We start from the raw sequence: 15,000 nt of genomic DNA on the forward strand, positions 1-15,000 counted from the left end.
CGACACCGGGCCGTAGATCAACGTATCGACACGACTTTTCTGTCCCTGTTTTCCTTGATTGCTGACACTGAGAGGTTGCCGGTGGCAGCTTCCTGGATGTGCTCGCTCCACCACTTCATCATTGGGCGTCTGCGCTCTATGTAGTCCGCTCGGTTATAGGCGCTGCGTACCTCGTCTTTATCGACGTGGGCAAGCGCAACCTCGATCAACTCAGGATCACAGCCCTGCTCGTTGAGGATGGTGCTCGCCATTGATCGCATGCCATGACTTACCAAACGCCCTTCGAAACCCATACGCTTTAGCGCCATGTTGGCGGTCTGGCTGTTGCAGTGAGTGCGAGGGTTCCGGTCTGCAGGAAAAACGTACTCCCTGTTTCCACTGTAGGGCTTGATGGCCTCTAGGAGTGCCAGAGACTGCTCCGTGAGAGGGATAATGTGTATGCGACGTTTCTTCATGCGCTCCGCTGGGATCGTCCAGATTTTCTTCTCGAAGTCGATGTCAGCCCAGCGAGTGGTGGCGGCCTCTGCGGGTCGGGTCATCGTGTGGAGCTGCCATTCGATTAGGCAGCGAGTTGTTCTTTTGATGCTGGCATTGGCAATTGCCACCATGAGCTCATTTAGCTCATCGGGCGGCAGTGCCGCCATATTTTTCTTTTTTGGTTTCTTAAAGACCGAGCGAATCCCGCTAAGGGGATTAGCATGGATGAGCCCGTAATTCACCCCATAAGTCATGATCTCGTTGAGGCGCTGGGTCAGCCGTTTAACAGTCTCCAAACTACCTTTGGTCTCAAGAGGTCTGAGCAAATTGATGACTTTAGGGGCGCTGATTGCGGAAATTGGGGTTGAGCCCAGGTCCGGGAAGATGTGGAGCGTGAGCGAGCGCCAAATATCTTCAGCGTAGGCAGTTGTCACTGAGTCTTTCTTTAGTTCAAACCATGCCGTCGCCACGTTTTGAAACGTGTGCTCTGTCGCGGCTTTTTTCACTTGGCGATCAGCATCGCGCTGCTCTTTCGGATCTAGTCCCTGGGCGACAAGCTCCCTAGCCTCAACAGTCCGTTTGCGGGCTTGGGCCAGGCTGACCTCGGGAAAGGTACCTAATCCCATATTGATCCGTTTTTTGGTCACGGGATGGATATAGTTGAAATTCCATAGCCTTGAGCCATTCACTCTCACTCGCATTTGGAGGCCGTTGCCATCCGTGAGTGTGTAGTCCTTTTCCTTAGGCTTGGCGGCTTTGACTTTCATGTCTGAAAGGCGCGTGGCTTGGGCGCACATGGTGTATTCCAATGCTGTTTGTGTATTCCAAAAATTACCAGCTGGGAGCTTGGAATACCACTTGGAATACACGTTTGCATGGATGTCTATGGACGCTGATAGATCATGATGGCGCTGAAGGCCCCATGTTTGCTGGGTTTAAGGCACAAAAAAAGACGTCCTTGGACGTCTTTAGATGTTTGATTGGTGGAGCCGGGGGGATTTGAACCCCCGTCCGCCAGTACTCCGCTGTCGGTACTACATGCGTAGCCGTGTCTATTAAGTTAACCCTCAGCGACCCGACGGGCAGGGTGCTTTGGGCGAGTTGTGTAAGTTTTAGCCGCTTCGTCCACAACGTACTGCACGGCGATTCTGTTCTATATGACAATCATTTCGGGTTTACAGACATCCCCTGATGATTGCTGGACCCGAAGGCACCAGGAGTGCATGTCAGCTGCAATTAAGCAGCGAGAGCAGCACCGTATTGGTCGTCATTGGCAACTATAAGTAGTTGCAACAGTGGATTTACGAGTTCTGTTACCAACTCGGCATGCACCTAAAGTTTCGCGACCGGCGTCGAATCCTAAACGGCCCCGAACTCATTGCTCGTGAATCTGAATGAGCAACAAGCCTGCGTAGTCTACGCCAATGTAGCCCGGAAGGCCAACCCGAAGGTTGGCCTGGCCGAGCGGTATTACTTGTTGGTTGGGTTTCGCAGTTGAATTTTCTCCAGCAAACCGCCGGTGATTCCAAGGCACCCCTTATCGTCTCCTTTGGCCTGGGCTGCTTTTGCTTTGTCCAGGCCTGCTTGTATGTTGTCATCGGAGTTTTCTGATATGGCGGGATCAGAGTCCAAGGCCGCTTGAATCTGCTTGATATTGTTTTCGCAAAGATCTTTATCCGCCGCGAATACCGGCGACGCCAACAGTGCAGCGGTGATGAACAATCCAGCAATTGCAGAGTGCTTCATGGGTGATCTCCTTGCGCATGAGGGCTCGGTGCTGCCGGCAGAAGAGGCCGCTGGCCGAGGTGGTTATAAGCCCGTTCACAGGGCCTAGCTAAATGACTATAGCTGCAAGGAGGAATTCGGTTTTTTTTTGCCGGTTTGCGCAAACCCTGTCGCAAATCGCAGTTGCATGAAAAAGGGGCTGAGGCCCCTTTCAATCCATTACCTTCAAGCCGGACGCGCTTGCGTCACGCGGTCCACCAGATAAACCAGCCCGTGATAGTCGATCCCGCCATGCTGGCTCAGGCCGATTTCACAAGTGCGACTGGTGGAGATGCCTTCCCCACAGTATTGAACGGCGTCTTTCAAGGTGCGCAGCGAATGGGCATTCAACTCGGGCGTGGTGAAGCCCTTGTCGCCGGCAAACCCGCAGCAGTGAATGCCTTCGGGGATGACCACGGTTTTGCTGCATTTGCGCGCCAGATCGATCAGCGCCTGGCTTTCCCCGAGGTGCTGGGTGCTGCAGGTGACATGCACCGCGATCGGCGTGTCCTGCGGGGTGAAGTCCAGTCGATCCATCAAATGCGTACGGATGAAGCGCACCGGGTCGTACAGGTCAAGGCGCACATCGCCCAGGTCCTGGGTCAGGCGCAAGGTGCAGGGGCTGGTGTCGCAGTAGATGGGATCGAGCCCGCCACGACTGGCGTGCAGTAGCGCGCCAATCAGTTCCTGGCGTTTGTGTTCGGCTTGTTCGGCATAGCCTTTGGAGGCGAAGGGCTGGCCGCAGCAGAGGTTGTCCAGATTGTCCGGGAACACCACCTGATAACCGGCCTTTTCCAGCAGGCCGCGAGTTTTGTCGTAGAGCGACATTTGTTCCTTGTCGCCGGCCGACGGCCCCATGGCCCGTGAGACACATGCGGCCAGGTACACCACGCGCGGGCGCTCGTCCGACACGGTCGGGCTGAAACGGATCGCCCGTTCAGGCTGCGGCATGGCATTGGTCCATTGCGGGATTTGCCCTTTGGAAAGTCGCGTGACCGTAGCGGACAGCCTGGTCAACCGCGGTGCGCCGAGCAACATCCGTGCACCATTGGCCACGTGCAGGGTCAAGCGCGCACCTTGCAGTGCCGTAGCGAAATTTCCTTCCAGCCAATTGGCGGTTTTCGTATGCGTGGCGTGTCGGCCGCGAAGCTTTTTCACCAGTTCGCCAGTGTTGATGCCTACAGGGCAGCGTTGAGCACAAAGACCGGTGGCGGCACAGGTGTCGATGCCTTGATATTCGTAAGCCGCTTCGAGTTCGGTGGTGTCCACACCCGCGCGTTTCTTCGCCTGAATGTCGCGCCAGATCACGATGCGTTGGCGCGGGCTCAGGGTCAGGCCTTTCGACGGGCAAACCGGTTCGCAGAAGCCGCATTCGATGCACTTGTCCACAATCTCGTCGGCGGCCGGCAAGGGCTTGAGATGCTTGAGATGGATCTGCGGATCTTCGCTGAGCACCACGTCCGGGTTGAGAATGCCGTTGGGATCGAGCAGGCGCTTGAGTTGCCACATCAACTGATAGGCATCGCTGCCCCACTCCAGTTCGACGAACGGTGCCATGTTGCGTCCGGTACCGTGTTCGGCCTTCAGCGAACCCCCGAACTCCACCGCGACCAACTGCGCGACGTCGTCCATGAACGCCTGATAACGTGCGACCTCTTCCGGGTTATTGAAGCCCTGGGTGAAGACGAAGTGCAGATTGCCTTCCAGTGCGTGTCCGAAGAGGATCGCTTCGTCGTAGTGATGTTTGTCGAACAACTCGATCAGCCGGTTCACGCCAATGGCCAGTTGTTCCACCGGGAAGGTCACATCCTCGATGATCACCGTGGTACCGGTTTTGCGCACCGCGCCGACGGCGGGGAAGGTGTCTTTGCGGATCGCCCAGAGACGTGCGTTTTCCAGTGGGTCCTCAGTGAAATCGACCTGTTTTTCCACCGGGAACGATGCCAGCGACGCCATGATCTGCGCCAGTTGTTCATGCAGTAGCGTGGACGACGCCGCGCGGGATTCGATCAGCAGGGCGCAGGCATTATTCGACAGCTGCTGTACGAAAGCCGGCATGCCGGGTTTGTTCTGTACCGAACGCAAACTGCGGCGGTCCAGCAACTCTACTGCCGACACCGGTTGGCTTTTCAGCACCGTGACCGCGTTGCAGCAGGTTTCCACATCCGGGAACACAATCAGCGCCGAGGCCTTGTTCGGGTGATCGATCACCGTGTCGTAAGTCACGGCGCTGATGAAACCGAGTGTGCCTTCGGAGCCCACCAGCAAGTGGCTCAAGATATCCACAGGCTCGTCGAAATCAACCAGGGCATTGAGTGACAGGCCGGTGGTATTTTTCAGACGGTATTTGTGGCGAATCTTCGCAGCCAGTTCGGTGTTTGCGCGTGTCTCGCGGCCCAATGTCGCCAGACGCTCCAGCAGCGCGGCATGGCTTTGGCGAAACGCCGCGACGCTGGCGGCGTCTTCGGTATCGACGCGACTGCCATCGGCCAGCACCAGACGAATCCCGGCCAGCGTGTGATAGGTGTTTTGCGCCGTGCCGCAGCACATGCCGCTGGCGTTGTTAGCGACGATGCCGCCGATTTTGCAGGCATTGATCGAGGCCGGATCCGGGCCGATCTTGCGCCCGAACGGCGCCAGCCAGGCATTGGCCTGGGCGCCGATCACGCCGGGTTGCAGGCGGATTTGTGTGCCCTGGCCACGGATCTCGCGACCGTTCCAGTTATCGCCCAGCACGATCAGCACCGAATCGCTGATCGCCTGACCAGAAAGGCTGGTACCGGCAGCGCGAAACGTCACCGGCACCCGGTCACGCTGGGCCAGTTTCAGCAGCGTGACGACTTCTTCTTCGGATTCGACGCGTATTACCAGTTTTGGAATCAGTCGATAGAAACTGGCGTCGGTGCCAAAGGCCAGCGTCGACAACGGGTCGTCGAAGCGTCGTTCCTGTGGAATCAGTTGCTGTGCATCACGCAAAAAAGCGGCCGGTAGACTCATTGCTCCTCCAGGATCAATACAACCAGGTCTTTCGGACCATGGGCGCCGTAGGCCAGCACCTGTTCGATGTCGGCCGTCTTCGACGGGCCGGACACCAATAACGCATTGGTCGGCATGCCTTCGGCCCATTCGAACTCCTGCTGCACCTGATAGAAGTTGTCGCGAATCTCGCTCGCCTTGAGCAGGGCGAAATGCACCGGTGGCGCGAGGCTCATCAATCGCGGCTCTTCACGCGTCGGCCAGAGGATCAGGCTGCCTGTGGCAGCGATTGCGCCGAGGGTGGCGGTCAGGCTGGCCGGGGTGTCGTTGAACAGTTCGGCTTTCCACTCCTCGACGGGACGGTCGTAGGCTTTGAGTGTCGGCAGGTGCGGATTATTCGACCAGTGTTGAGTGATGCGTTGACCATGGGGCGTCGTCGGTGCGATCAGCAGACTCGGTAACTGTCGTTCTTGCAGCAATTGCGCGAGCAGCGCAGGCCAGTCTTCACCCGAGGTCAGATGGATTTCCGTGTGTACCGCTTCCATCAATTTGCGCAATTGAGCGATGCGTTGCTCCGGCGCGTAGGTGTAGGGCTGCGTCACCAGATCGACATCGAAGTTGTCAGGCACCGGCGTGGTGCCTGTCAGACTTTTACGCAGTTTGGCGAGGATGTTTTGCTTGGCGCTCATCAACGATCTCCCTGTTTGGCCAGATGCTCGCGGGCCATGTCATGCAGTGAGCGGGCAGCGGGTTTTGGTGCGCTGTGGTTCTGTGTCCACGGGCCAACATTATTCGGTGTGAGGGCGCGCAGGCGTGTGGCGAAGAATCCGAACAGGCGATACAGCGTCGGCGAACTGTTTAGTTTCGCCCAGGCGTTCCAGATGAATCGCTCTTTGCGCGAATATTTGCTGCCCTGGCCGCGCATCACTTGATGAGGGCTGTCCGGGGCTTTGACGTTTTCTTCGCGCAGGCGACGCAGCAATGAAGGGATCGGAATCTTTACCGGGCACACTTCACCACAGGCGCCGCACAGCGACGAGGCGCTCGGGTGGTCCGGGACTTTCGCCAGGCCGACCATGTGCGGGGTGATGATTTTTCCGATAGGGCCAGGGTAAACCTCGCCGTAGGCATGGCCGCCGATTCGGGTGTAGACCGGGCAGTGATTCATGCAGGCGCCGCAGCGAATACAGTTCAGGGTCTGGCGCAATTCGCTGTCGGCAAAGGCCTGGCTGCGACCGTTGTCGAGCAAGACCAGATGCACTTCCTGCGGGCCGTCGAGCTCATGCTCCTTGCGTGGGCCGGAGATCATGTTGACGTAAGTGGTGATCGGAATGCCCAGGGCCGAGCGGGTCAGCAGTGACAGCAGTGGCACCACGTCGCGCAGGTTCTCCACGACTTTCTCGATGCCGGTGACGGCGATATGCACCGGCGGCACCGTGGTGGTCATGCGGCCGTTGCCTTCGTTTTCCACCAGCAGCAGGGTGCCGGTTTCGGCCACGGCGAAGTTGACACCGGAGACGCCGATGTCCGCTTCGAAGAATTTCTGCCGCAGGACCCTGCGACCGATCTGAATGAGTTGGTCAACGTCCTTGGTGTATTCCACGCCAAGTTTGTCGTGGAACAAGGACGCGACCTGACCGGCATTCTTGTGGATTGCCGGCATAATGATGTGTGAAGGCTTCTCGTTGTCGAGCTGGACGATGTATTCGCCCATGTCCGATTCAAGGCATTCAATGCCCTGATCAGCGAGGAAATGGTTCATCTCCATTTCTTCGCTGACCATCGATTTGCCCTTGATCACTTGCCGCCCCTCGTGAGCACGGATGATCGAGAGGACGATGCCATTGGCTTCGTCCACCGTTTCCGCCCAGTGCACTTTCACACCGTTGCGGGTCAGGTTCTGTTCAAGTTGCTCGAGCAGGTCGGGCAACTTGGATAATGCTCGGGCGCGGACGGCATTGCCCAGCGCTCGCAAATGTTCTCTTTCATGGGCATCGCTGAACGCCGCTGCCCGTTTTGTCATCAGTGAATCCATCGCCTTGCGAAAGTTGTTTCGCAATTGCGTGTCACCCAACGCCTCGTGAGCGCGGGTGCGGAAATCTTCTTCTACGGCGACCGTAGGAATAATCGTGGAAGTGCTCATCGGGCACCTCCGGTACGCTGCCAAAGGAAGCTGGCCAGATGTTGGCCGCGCAGCGCTTCCTTCTGTTTTTCCAGCGAGCCATTGATGTTCATCAGGCAACCGCAGTCGGCACTGAGTACCTTGTGCGCGCCGGATTCTTTCAATGACCGGGTCTTGTCGGCCACCATCGCGCCGGAAATGTCCGGCATACGGACGCTGAAAGTCCCGCCAAAGCCACAGCATTCACTTTCGTGACTGTGCTCCACTCGCTCCACATTGCTCAGTTGCGCCAGCAACTCGCGGCCATGCAAGTGGGTGTTCATTTCCCGGCGTGCCGAACACGAGGTATGCAACGCCACTTTCACGGGCTCGCCGCTGTCCTTGAGCCGCACCTTGCAGACATGCAACAGGAATTCGGCGAGTTCGTAGGTTCTGGCCGCCAGTGCCTGAACCTGTTTCAACGTTTGCGGCTCGTCCTTGAACAAGTCGGCATAGTGTTCACGCAGCATGCCCGCGCACGAACCGGACGGTACCACCACCGGATAATCCCCGGCGAACAGCGCCAGTTGCGAGCGCGCCACGGTCCTTGCCTGCTCGGTGTAACCAGAGGTGTAGGCCGGTTGGCCGCAGCAGCTTTGCCCTTGCGGATACTCGACACGGATGCCTTCGCGCTCCAGCAAGTGGATCGCGTCCATTCCGGCTTCCGGGTAGAACAAATCCACTACGCAGGTCCCGAACAGGTAGACCCTTTGCGGTTTTTCGCTGGGGTATTGCCGAGGCTCGGGCAGTGGCGGGGCGACACGGGTCGCATTCGGCACAGCGTTGTAAAAAAGTTCGCTCATCAGGCGTGTCTCCGGGTGATCCCGGTTATCCGTCCGCTGAGGCCGCTGAATATAGAGAGTGATTCTTTCAGCAGCCTTACAGACCGGGTGGTGAATAGCTGACGCCGGAATCGTGGTCCGGCGTCGGTTTTTTCCATGCCGCTTGTGGCGTTTAGTGCACCAGCATGCCGGTGAACCAGTAGGCCTGGGCCAACGTGATCAGGCCGACGATCGTTGCAAAGAATAGGCTGTGCTTGAGGGTGAAGCGGAACAGGTCCGATTCTTTGCCCACCAGGCCCGTCGCGGCGCAGGCCACGGCGATCGATTGTGGCGAGATCATCTTGCCGGTCACGCCGCCGCTGGTGTTCGCCGCCACCAACAGGGTGTCGTTAACGCCGATCTGGTGCGCGGTGGTCGCCTGCAACGAGCTGAACAGGGCGTTGGACGAAGTGTCGGAACCGGTCAGGAACACACCGAGCCAGCCGAGGAATGGCGAGAAGAACGGGAACGCGGCGCCAGTGGCTGCCAATACCAGGGCCATGGTCGAGGACATGCCCGAGTAGTTGGTGACGAAGGCGAACGCCAGCACCATGCCGATGGACAGGATCGGCCAGCGCAGTTCGTAGAAGGTCTCTTTCAAAGTGGTCAGACCAGTTTTGATGTTGATCTTCAGAATCAGCATCGAGATCAGCGCCGAGAAGAAAATCGCCGTGCCGGTCGCAGAAATCGGGTCAAGCTTGAACACCGCCGGAATAGCCGTCGGCGCTGAGACGATCGGTGCAACCTTGATCACCATTTGATCCAGGTGCGGAATGGCGAAGTTGAACACCCAGCTGTACATCGAGCCGCCGGCGGCGAACATGGCCTTGAACGGTTTCAGGGTCCAGATGGTGACCAGCACGGTCAGGATCAGGAACGGCGACCAGGCTTTGAAGATTTCACCCAGGCTGTAAGGCGAAGCGACGGTGGTGCGCTTCTGGCCAAAGCCGCCAGCGCTGGCGGTGACCACGGACGCCGAGACGGCGCCGGCGATGTGTTGGCCGGCGGCGCGTTTCGGCTGCCAGACCTTCAGGAACAGCGTCAGGGAAATCAGGCTGGCCAGGGCCGAGGTGATGTCCGGCAGTTCCGGGCCAATGAAGTTCGAGGTGAAGAACTGGGTGACGGCAAAGCTCAAGCCCGCCACCAGTGCTGCCGGCCAGGTCTCACGGACACCCCGCAGGCCGTCCATCATGAACACCAGCCAGAACGGTACGAACAGCGACAGCAGCGGCAGTTGACGACCGGCCATGGCGCCGATCTTGAACGCATCGATACCGGTCACTTGCCCGGCAACAATGATCGGAATGCCCAGGGCGCCAAACGCCACCGGGGCGGTGTTGGCGATCAGGCACAGGCCTGCGGCGTACAGTGGATTGAAGCCCAGCCCGACCAGCAGCGCGGCGGTAATCGCGACCGGCGCGCCGAAACCGGCTGCACCTTCCAGGAAGGCGCCGAAGCAGAAGCCGATCAGCAGCACTTGCAGGCGCTGGTCGTCGGTAATCGACAGCACGGAGCTGCGAATGATTTCGAACTGCCCGCTCTTGACCGTCAGTTTGTAGAGGAACACGGCGGCCACGATGATCCAGGCAATTGGCCACAGACCGTAGGCGAAGCCGTAGCCGGCGGCGGCGAATGCCATGTCGACCGGCATCTGGAAGGCAAAGATTGCCACCAGAATCGACAAGGCCAGGGTGATGCTGCCGGCCACGTGCCCTTTGAGGCGGAACACGGCCAGGGCCAGGAAGAAAAATACGATAGGGATAACGGCCGCGAGGGCGGACAAGCCGAGGCTGCCGAGCGGGCTGTAGAGCTGTTGCCAGGTTTGCATATGGGGTGGCCCCTAATTGTTGTTGGTCAGGCACTGATCAGCGTTCTTGGTTAATTGGTAATACCAATTTACAATCGCTGTTGGCTAGGGTAAAAGCCTTGGAGGCGGTGTGTCAATTTGCCGCTCTAAAATTCTTGTCGAATGCCTGTGCGTTCGGGTCGTCTGATCTGCTTGTGCAATGGCTGTCTGGCAGGTGTCGGCGCTGCGCCGATAGGCCAGAATAGAGCCGCCGGCGAATCGTCGGGGCCGTGGAGAAATTGAGTTATGGGGTTTGATCAGATTCGTCAGCGCCGTTTGTCTGACGATATTGTCGAGCGGCTTGAGGGCATGATTCTCGAGGGCACGCTGAAGGCAGGCGAGCGCTTGCCGGCCGAGCGCGTATTGGCCGAGCAGTTCGGTGTGTCTCGCCCTTCATTGCGTGAAGCCATACAAAAGCTGGCTGCCAAGGGGTTGTTGGTCAGTCGTCAGGGTGGCGGCAACTACGTCGTGGAGTCCCTGGGCACAACCTTCAGCGATCCATTGCTGCACCTGCTGGAGAGCAATCCTGAAGCGCAGCGTGATCTATTGGAGTTTCGCCATACCCTTGAAGCGTCCTGTGCCTATTACGCTGCGTTACGCGCTACGGATGTCGATCGTGAGCGGCTGACGGCGGCGTTTAACGAGTTGCAGGACTGCTACTCACGTCACGATGAAGTGAGCCGGGCGGAAGAGGGCGCGGCGGACGCGAAGTTTCACCTGGCGATCGCTGAGGCCAGTCATAACGCCGTGTTGTTGCACACCATTCGTGGGTTGTTTGATTTGCTCAAGCGCAACGTGGTGACCAACATTGGCGGCATGTACAAGCAGCGTACCGAAACCCGGGACATGCTGATCACACAGCATCGCGAGTTGTACCTGGCGATTGTCGAAGGTCGTGCGGAACAGGCGCGCGAAGTTTCCAGTCGACACATCCTGTATGTGCAGGAAGTGCTGGAGGAAGTGCGTCAGGAAGTGCAGCGCATGGCTCGGGCGGAGCGGCGCAAGGGGATGTAGCTGTCGTCATGAGATTCAATGTGGCGAGGGAGCAAGCTCCCTCGCCACAAAAGCAGTGACCAGGCTGGAAAATTACTCTTCCTTGCCCTTGTTGCGCACCGCACGCTGCAACTCGCGGCCGGCATCGCGCTCGCGCTCGGTATCACGCTTGTCGTATTCCTTCTTGCCCTTGCCCAGAGCGATCTCGCACTTGACCATGTGCTTGCTCCAGTACCAGGACAGACACACGCAGGCGTAACCCTTTTGCTGCACGGCGGCGGACAGCTTGTCCAGCTCGCGCCGGTTGAGCAGCAGCTTGCGGGTGCGTGTCGGGTCAGCGATGACGTGGGTGCTGGCGGTCATCAGAGGCGTAATGTGACTGCCGAGCAGCCAGGCTTCGCCATCCTTGAGCAGCACGTAACTGTCGACCAGTTGCAGCTTGCTCGCCCGCAGACTTTTTACTTCCCAGCCGGCCAGGACCAGACCAGCCTCGAACCGATGTTCGATGAAGTAATCGTGTCGCGCCTTTTTATTTTGCGCGATGGTCCCTGTTGGGTGTTTCTTCTGTTTAGCCATAGGGGCGGCATTATAGGGAGTTGCACGCGAGTCGGCTACGGTGTTGCTGCGTGCTTGAGCAGGTTGATTGAATCCCGGACAATGCGCGCTCATTTTTGAACGCTTGGTCGTAATAACGATGTCGACAGACAAGGTTTCTGTCCACGGCAGTTGGGCTAGCCGCTGGGTCTTCATACTCGCCGCGACCGGTTCGGCCGTGGGCCTGGGTAGTATCTGGAAATTTCCGTACATGGTTGGCGTCTATGGCGGCGGCGCCTTCGTGCTGATGTTCCTGGCCTGTATTGCGTTGATCGGGGTGCCAGTCATGCTGGCTGAAACCCTGATTGGTCGGCGTGCCCGGCAGAGTCCTGCCAACGCGCTGAAGGCGCTCGCGCGCGAAGCGGGGCGTTCGGGCAAGTGGTCCTGGGGGGCCTTTGCCGGGATGATCACGGCTTTGCTGATCCTGTCCTTCTATAGCGTTGTCGGCGGTTGGTCGCTGGATTACATCATCGATATGGGGCGTGGCGACTTCCAGGGTGTGACGCCGGATCAGGTGGGCGCTTACTTCGGCAATGTGATCGCTGATCCATGGCGGCTGACACTTTGGCACACGATTTTCATGCTGTTATCTGCCGTGGTGATCGCCAAAGGCGTGGTGGCGGGGCTTGAGCGCAGTCTGCGGATCATGATGCCGTTGCTGTTCGTCATGATCCTTGTACTGCTGGGGTACAGCATGACCACCGGGCATTTCATGGAGGGCGTGCATTTCATGTTCGACTTCCACCCGGAAAAAGTCCTCGATGGTTTGTTGCCAGCCATGGGGCATGCGTTCTTTTCCCTGAGCGTGGGCGTCGGCTCGATCATGATCTACGGCGCCTATATGCCGAAGAGCTCGTCGATTACGCGCACTGTGGTTGGCGTGGCGCTGCTCGATACCCTGGTTTCTCTCGTGGCCGGCATGGCACTTTTTCCGATTGTGTTCGCCGCAGGCCTGAACCCGAGCGAAGGCCCTGGCCTGATGTTTGTCAGCTTGCCATTTGCCTTTGGTAACGTAGTCTTCGGCCAATTGATGGGCGTCGTGTTCTTCGTGCTGGTAGCCATTGCGGCATGGAGTTCGGCTATTTCGCTGCTCGAGCCGATGGTGGCTTATCTGGTTGAGCGGACAAAAGTCAGCCGCGCCTGGGTTACCTTCTGGCTGGCGTTCAGTTGCTGGTTTGTCGGTCTCGGCACGGTGTTTTCTTTCAATATCTGGAAGCAAGCGAAGTTTTTCGTGAACGAAGGCGGTTTTTTCCACCTCTACCAATGGGGAGCCGCGGGCGGTCTGGATTTCTTTGGCGTGATCGATTTCTTCACCTCGCGGATCATGTTGCCACTCGGTGGTTTGTGTTTCGTGGTGTTCGCAGGCTGGGTGATGGGGCGGGAGGCGGTGCGCGACGAATTGGCGACCCGCAACCCAGCGATTTTTGCCCTGTCCTTGTTCTTGATGCGCTATGTGGCGCCCATCGGCATTCTCGTAGTGTTTGCCGCACAGCTGTGGAAATAACGCTGACATGACGACACACATTTCACGTTCGGCCTTGCTGCCCTATCCGGCGCAAGCGCTGTATGACCTGGTTAACGACGTAGCACGGTATCCGGAATTCCTGCCGTGGTGCTCGACAGCCGAAGTGCTGGATGCCTCCACCGAGCACATGCGTGCGAGTGTTGGGGTGGCCAAGGGGGGGCTGAGCCAGCATTTTGTGACGCGTAACACCCTGGTTCCCGGTCAGTCGATTGAAATGAACCTTGAAGAGGGGCCGTTCACTCAGTTGCATGGTGTGTGGGTGTTCAAGCCGCTGGGTGAGAAGGCCTGCAAGATCAGCCTGGATCTGTCGTTCGACTATGCGGGGCCGATTGTTCGCGCGACCCTGGGGCCGTTGTTCAATCAGGCGGCCAACACACTGGTGGATGCATTCTGTCAGCGGGCCAAGCAAATGTATGGTTGAGGCATTGAAAGAAGTCGAAGTGGCGTATGCCGCGGTTGATCGTCAAGTGCTTCTGTCAGTGGCGGTGCCGGCAGGAACGACTGTTCGTGCGGCACTGGTGGCATCCGGTATTGGAATGGTATTTCCGGACCTTGACTTGGCCGAGTGCCCGGTGGGGATCTTTGGAAAGGTGATCACCGATCCCGACACTCGTGCGGTTCAGTCAGGGGATCGCATCGAGATTTATCGGCCATTGCTCGCCGATCCGAAAGAGGTTCGACGGCTGCGTGCGGCCAAGGCGGCCGAGGCCAGATCGCGGAATCAGTAACTCGTATGAAACCAGACAATAAAAAACCCGGCATGCCGGGTTTTTTATTGTGTTGCAAATTATTGTGGCGAGGTGTCCAGCGGTTGTGGCGTCGGAACCGGCACGGTTTCTACACCGTCGACGTCTTTCTGGATCTGATCGAGCAGCGAGCCCGGTTTGACCGGTTTTTCCGGTTTTGGCTTCTCGGCGTTCTCTGCTGGAGCGGCCACTGTCGTGGCGCTGTCCTTGCCGAGAATTGCCTCGTCGCGACTCACGCCTGGCATGAAATCACCAGAGAGGCTGACAAGCTGATCATTAGGGTTGAAGATGACGCTAATGCGTTCTTGTTGGCGTTCACCGCCACCCGGTTGCAGGCTGTACAGATAATCCCAGCGATCGGCATGGAACGTGTCGGTCAGCAGAGGGTTGCCCATGATAAACCTTACTTGCTTACGGGTCATTCCCGGGCGCAACTGGTCTATCATGTCCTGCGTGACGACATTGCCCTGCTGGATGTCGATTTTGTAAACCCCGGGGAATGAACAACCGGCGAGTGCGAGCAGTCCCACAAAGGTGAAACTGGTTAGCAAGAGCTTGGTGTTTTGCATCGGTGGGCGACTTCCACTATCTTGGCTGGGACAACGTAAACGCCGATCATACCCGCATTAAGAGAAGCTGCGAAGCAGCATCGCGAGAAAGCTGACCATGGTTGAAAATAGCGAACTACGCAAAGCCGGCCTCAAAGTGACCCTTCCACGGGTCAAAATTCTGCAAATGCTCGATTCCGCCGAGCAGCGTCATATGAGTGCCGAGGATGTGTACAAGGCATTGATGGAGGCTGGCGAGGACGTCGGTCTGGCCACGGTTTACCGTGTACTGACTCAGTTCGAGGCAGCTGGCCTTGTGGTGCGGCATAACTTCGACGGAGGCCACGCGGTCTTCGAGCTGGACGACGGTAAGCACCACGACCATATGGTCAACGTCGAGACTAGCGAAGTGATCGAATTCTTCGACGAAGAAATCGAACGCCTGCAGAAAGCCATCGTCGAGAAATACGGTTTCGAAATGGTTGATCACAATCTTGTGCTGTACGTGCGCAAGAAAAAGTAAGCATGTCGCGCGAATCTGAGATTCGT

Annotated in this window: 14 protein-coding genes and 1 other RNA gene; 5 read left to right on the forward strand and 10 right to left on the reverse strand. The window is 58.0% G+C overall.

Features of this window, described 5'->3' with window-relative positions:
- Positions 1 to 17 precede the first annotated feature (17 nt).
- The 8 genes from AC1Q6D_RS20340 to AC1Q6D_RS20375 all read right to left on the reverse strand — a co-directional run bounded on the left by AC1Q6D_RS20340 (position 18) and on the right by AC1Q6D_RS20375 (position 10,027).
- Complete coding sequence (locus AC1Q6D_RS20340) at positions 18 to 1,274, reverse strand: integrase domain-containing protein (protein ID WP_103404046.1); 1,257 nt, start codon at positions 1,272 to 1,274, stop codon at positions 18 to 20.
- Positions 1,275 to 1,458: 184 nt separating this feature from the next.
- Positions 1,459 to 1,848, reverse strand: a transfer-messenger RNA (tmRNA) gene (gene ssrA / locus AC1Q6D_RS20345).
- 99 nt (positions 1,849 to 1,947) lie between these two features.
- Positions 1,948 to 2,223 (reverse strand): PA2433 domain-containing protein, encoded by a 276-nt coding sequence (locus tag AC1Q6D_RS20350; RefSeq protein WP_103404045.1) that lies wholly within the window; start codon positions 2,221 to 2,223, stop codon positions 1,948 to 1,950.
- A 204-nt stretch (positions 2,224 to 2,427) separates the two neighbouring features.
- Positions 2,428 to 5,238 carry an FAD-binding and (Fe-S)-binding domain-containing protein gene (locus AC1Q6D_RS20355; RefSeq protein WP_103404044.1) on the reverse strand — a complete coding sequence of 937 codons (2,811 nt, stop codon included), beginning with the start codon at positions 5,236 to 5,238 and terminating at the stop codon, positions 2,428 to 2,430.
- Positions 5,235 to 5,906 (reverse strand): LutC/YkgG family protein, encoded by a 672-nt coding sequence (locus AC1Q6D_RS20360; protein ID WP_103404043.1) that lies wholly within the window; start codon positions 5,904 to 5,906, stop codon positions 5,235 to 5,237. The genes AC1Q6D_RS20355 and AC1Q6D_RS20360 overlap by 4 nt, the downstream gene beginning before the upstream one ends.
- On the reverse strand, positions 5,906 to 7,360 hold the full coding sequence (locus AC1Q6D_RS20365; RefSeq protein WP_103404042.1) for a LutB/LldF family L-lactate oxidation iron-sulfur protein: 1,455 nt from the start codon (positions 7,358 to 7,360) through the stop codon (positions 5,906 to 5,908). Before AC1Q6D_RS20365 ends, AC1Q6D_RS20360 begins: the two co-directional genes overlap by 1 nt.
- Entirely contained in the window at positions 7,357 to 8,181 is an 825-nt protein-coding gene (locus AC1Q6D_RS20370; protein WP_047537444.1) for a (Fe-S)-binding protein, read from the reverse strand. The genes AC1Q6D_RS20365 and AC1Q6D_RS20370 overlap by 4 nt, the downstream gene beginning before the upstream one ends.
- A 151-nt stretch (positions 8,182 to 8,332) precedes the next feature.
- A complete protein-coding gene (locus AC1Q6D_RS20375; protein WP_103404041.1) occupies positions 8,333 to 10,027 on the reverse strand; it encodes a lactate permease LctP family transporter in 1,695 nt (564 codons plus the stop codon).
- A gap of 264 nt (positions 10,028 to 10,291) precedes the next feature.
- Here AC1Q6D_RS20375 and AC1Q6D_RS20380 point away from each other — a divergent pair, with 264 nt between their 5' ends.
- Entirely contained in the window at positions 10,292 to 11,059 is a 768-nt protein-coding gene (locus tag AC1Q6D_RS20380) for an FCD domain-containing protein (RefSeq protein ID WP_047537454.1), read from the forward strand.
- 72 nt (positions 11,060 to 11,131) lie between these two features.
- Here the strand turns inward: AC1Q6D_RS20380 and smpB are convergent, their stop codons facing one another.
- Positions 11,132 to 11,614, reverse strand: coding sequence for an SsrA-binding protein SmpB (gene smpB / locus AC1Q6D_RS20385; RefSeq protein ID WP_047537457.1), 483 nt, complete (start codon positions 11,612 to 11,614; stop codon positions 11,132 to 11,134).
- A 118-nt stretch (positions 11,615 to 11,732) separates the two neighbouring features.
- On the opposite strand from smpB, the gene AC1Q6D_RS20390 reads away from it, so the two are divergent.
- From AC1Q6D_RS20390 to AC1Q6D_RS20400, 3 genes are read left to right on the forward strand one after another with little or no spacing between them, the layout of a single operon-like run.
- A complete protein-coding gene (locus tag AC1Q6D_RS20390; RefSeq protein ID WP_103404040.1) occupies positions 11,733 to 13,136 on the forward strand; it encodes a sodium-dependent transporter in 1,404 nt (467 codons plus the stop codon).
- A gap of 7 nt (positions 13,137 to 13,143) precedes the next feature.
- Complete coding sequence (locus tag AC1Q6D_RS20395) at positions 13,144 to 13,578, forward strand: type II toxin-antitoxin system RatA family toxin (RefSeq protein WP_047537463.1); 435 nt, start codon at positions 13,144 to 13,146, stop codon at positions 13,576 to 13,578.
- Positions 13,571 to 13,885, forward strand: coding sequence for an RnfH family protein (locus AC1Q6D_RS20400; RefSeq protein ID WP_103404039.1), 315 nt, complete (start codon positions 13,571 to 13,573; stop codon positions 13,883 to 13,885). Before AC1Q6D_RS20395 ends, AC1Q6D_RS20400 begins: the two co-directional genes overlap by 8 nt.
- A gap of 59 nt (positions 13,886 to 13,944) precedes the next feature.
- Here the strand turns inward: AC1Q6D_RS20400 and AC1Q6D_RS20405 are convergent, their stop codons facing one another.
- The gene (locus AC1Q6D_RS20405; RefSeq protein WP_103404038.1) at positions 13,945 to 14,472 is read right to left on the reverse strand and encodes an outer membrane protein assembly factor BamE; all 528 of its coding nucleotides are present in this window, start codon (positions 14,470 to 14,472) and stop codon (positions 13,945 to 13,947) included.
- 97 nt (positions 14,473 to 14,569) lie between these two features.
- On the opposite strand from AC1Q6D_RS20405, the gene fur reads away from it, so the two are divergent.
- A complete protein-coding gene (gene fur / locus AC1Q6D_RS20410) occupies positions 14,570 to 14,974 on the forward strand; it encodes a ferric iron uptake transcriptional regulator (protein WP_026013299.1) in 405 nt (134 codons plus the stop codon).
- Positions 14,975 to 15,000: the final 26 nt, after the last annotated feature.

This window comes from Pseudomonas sp. MT92, assembly GCF_058792515.1.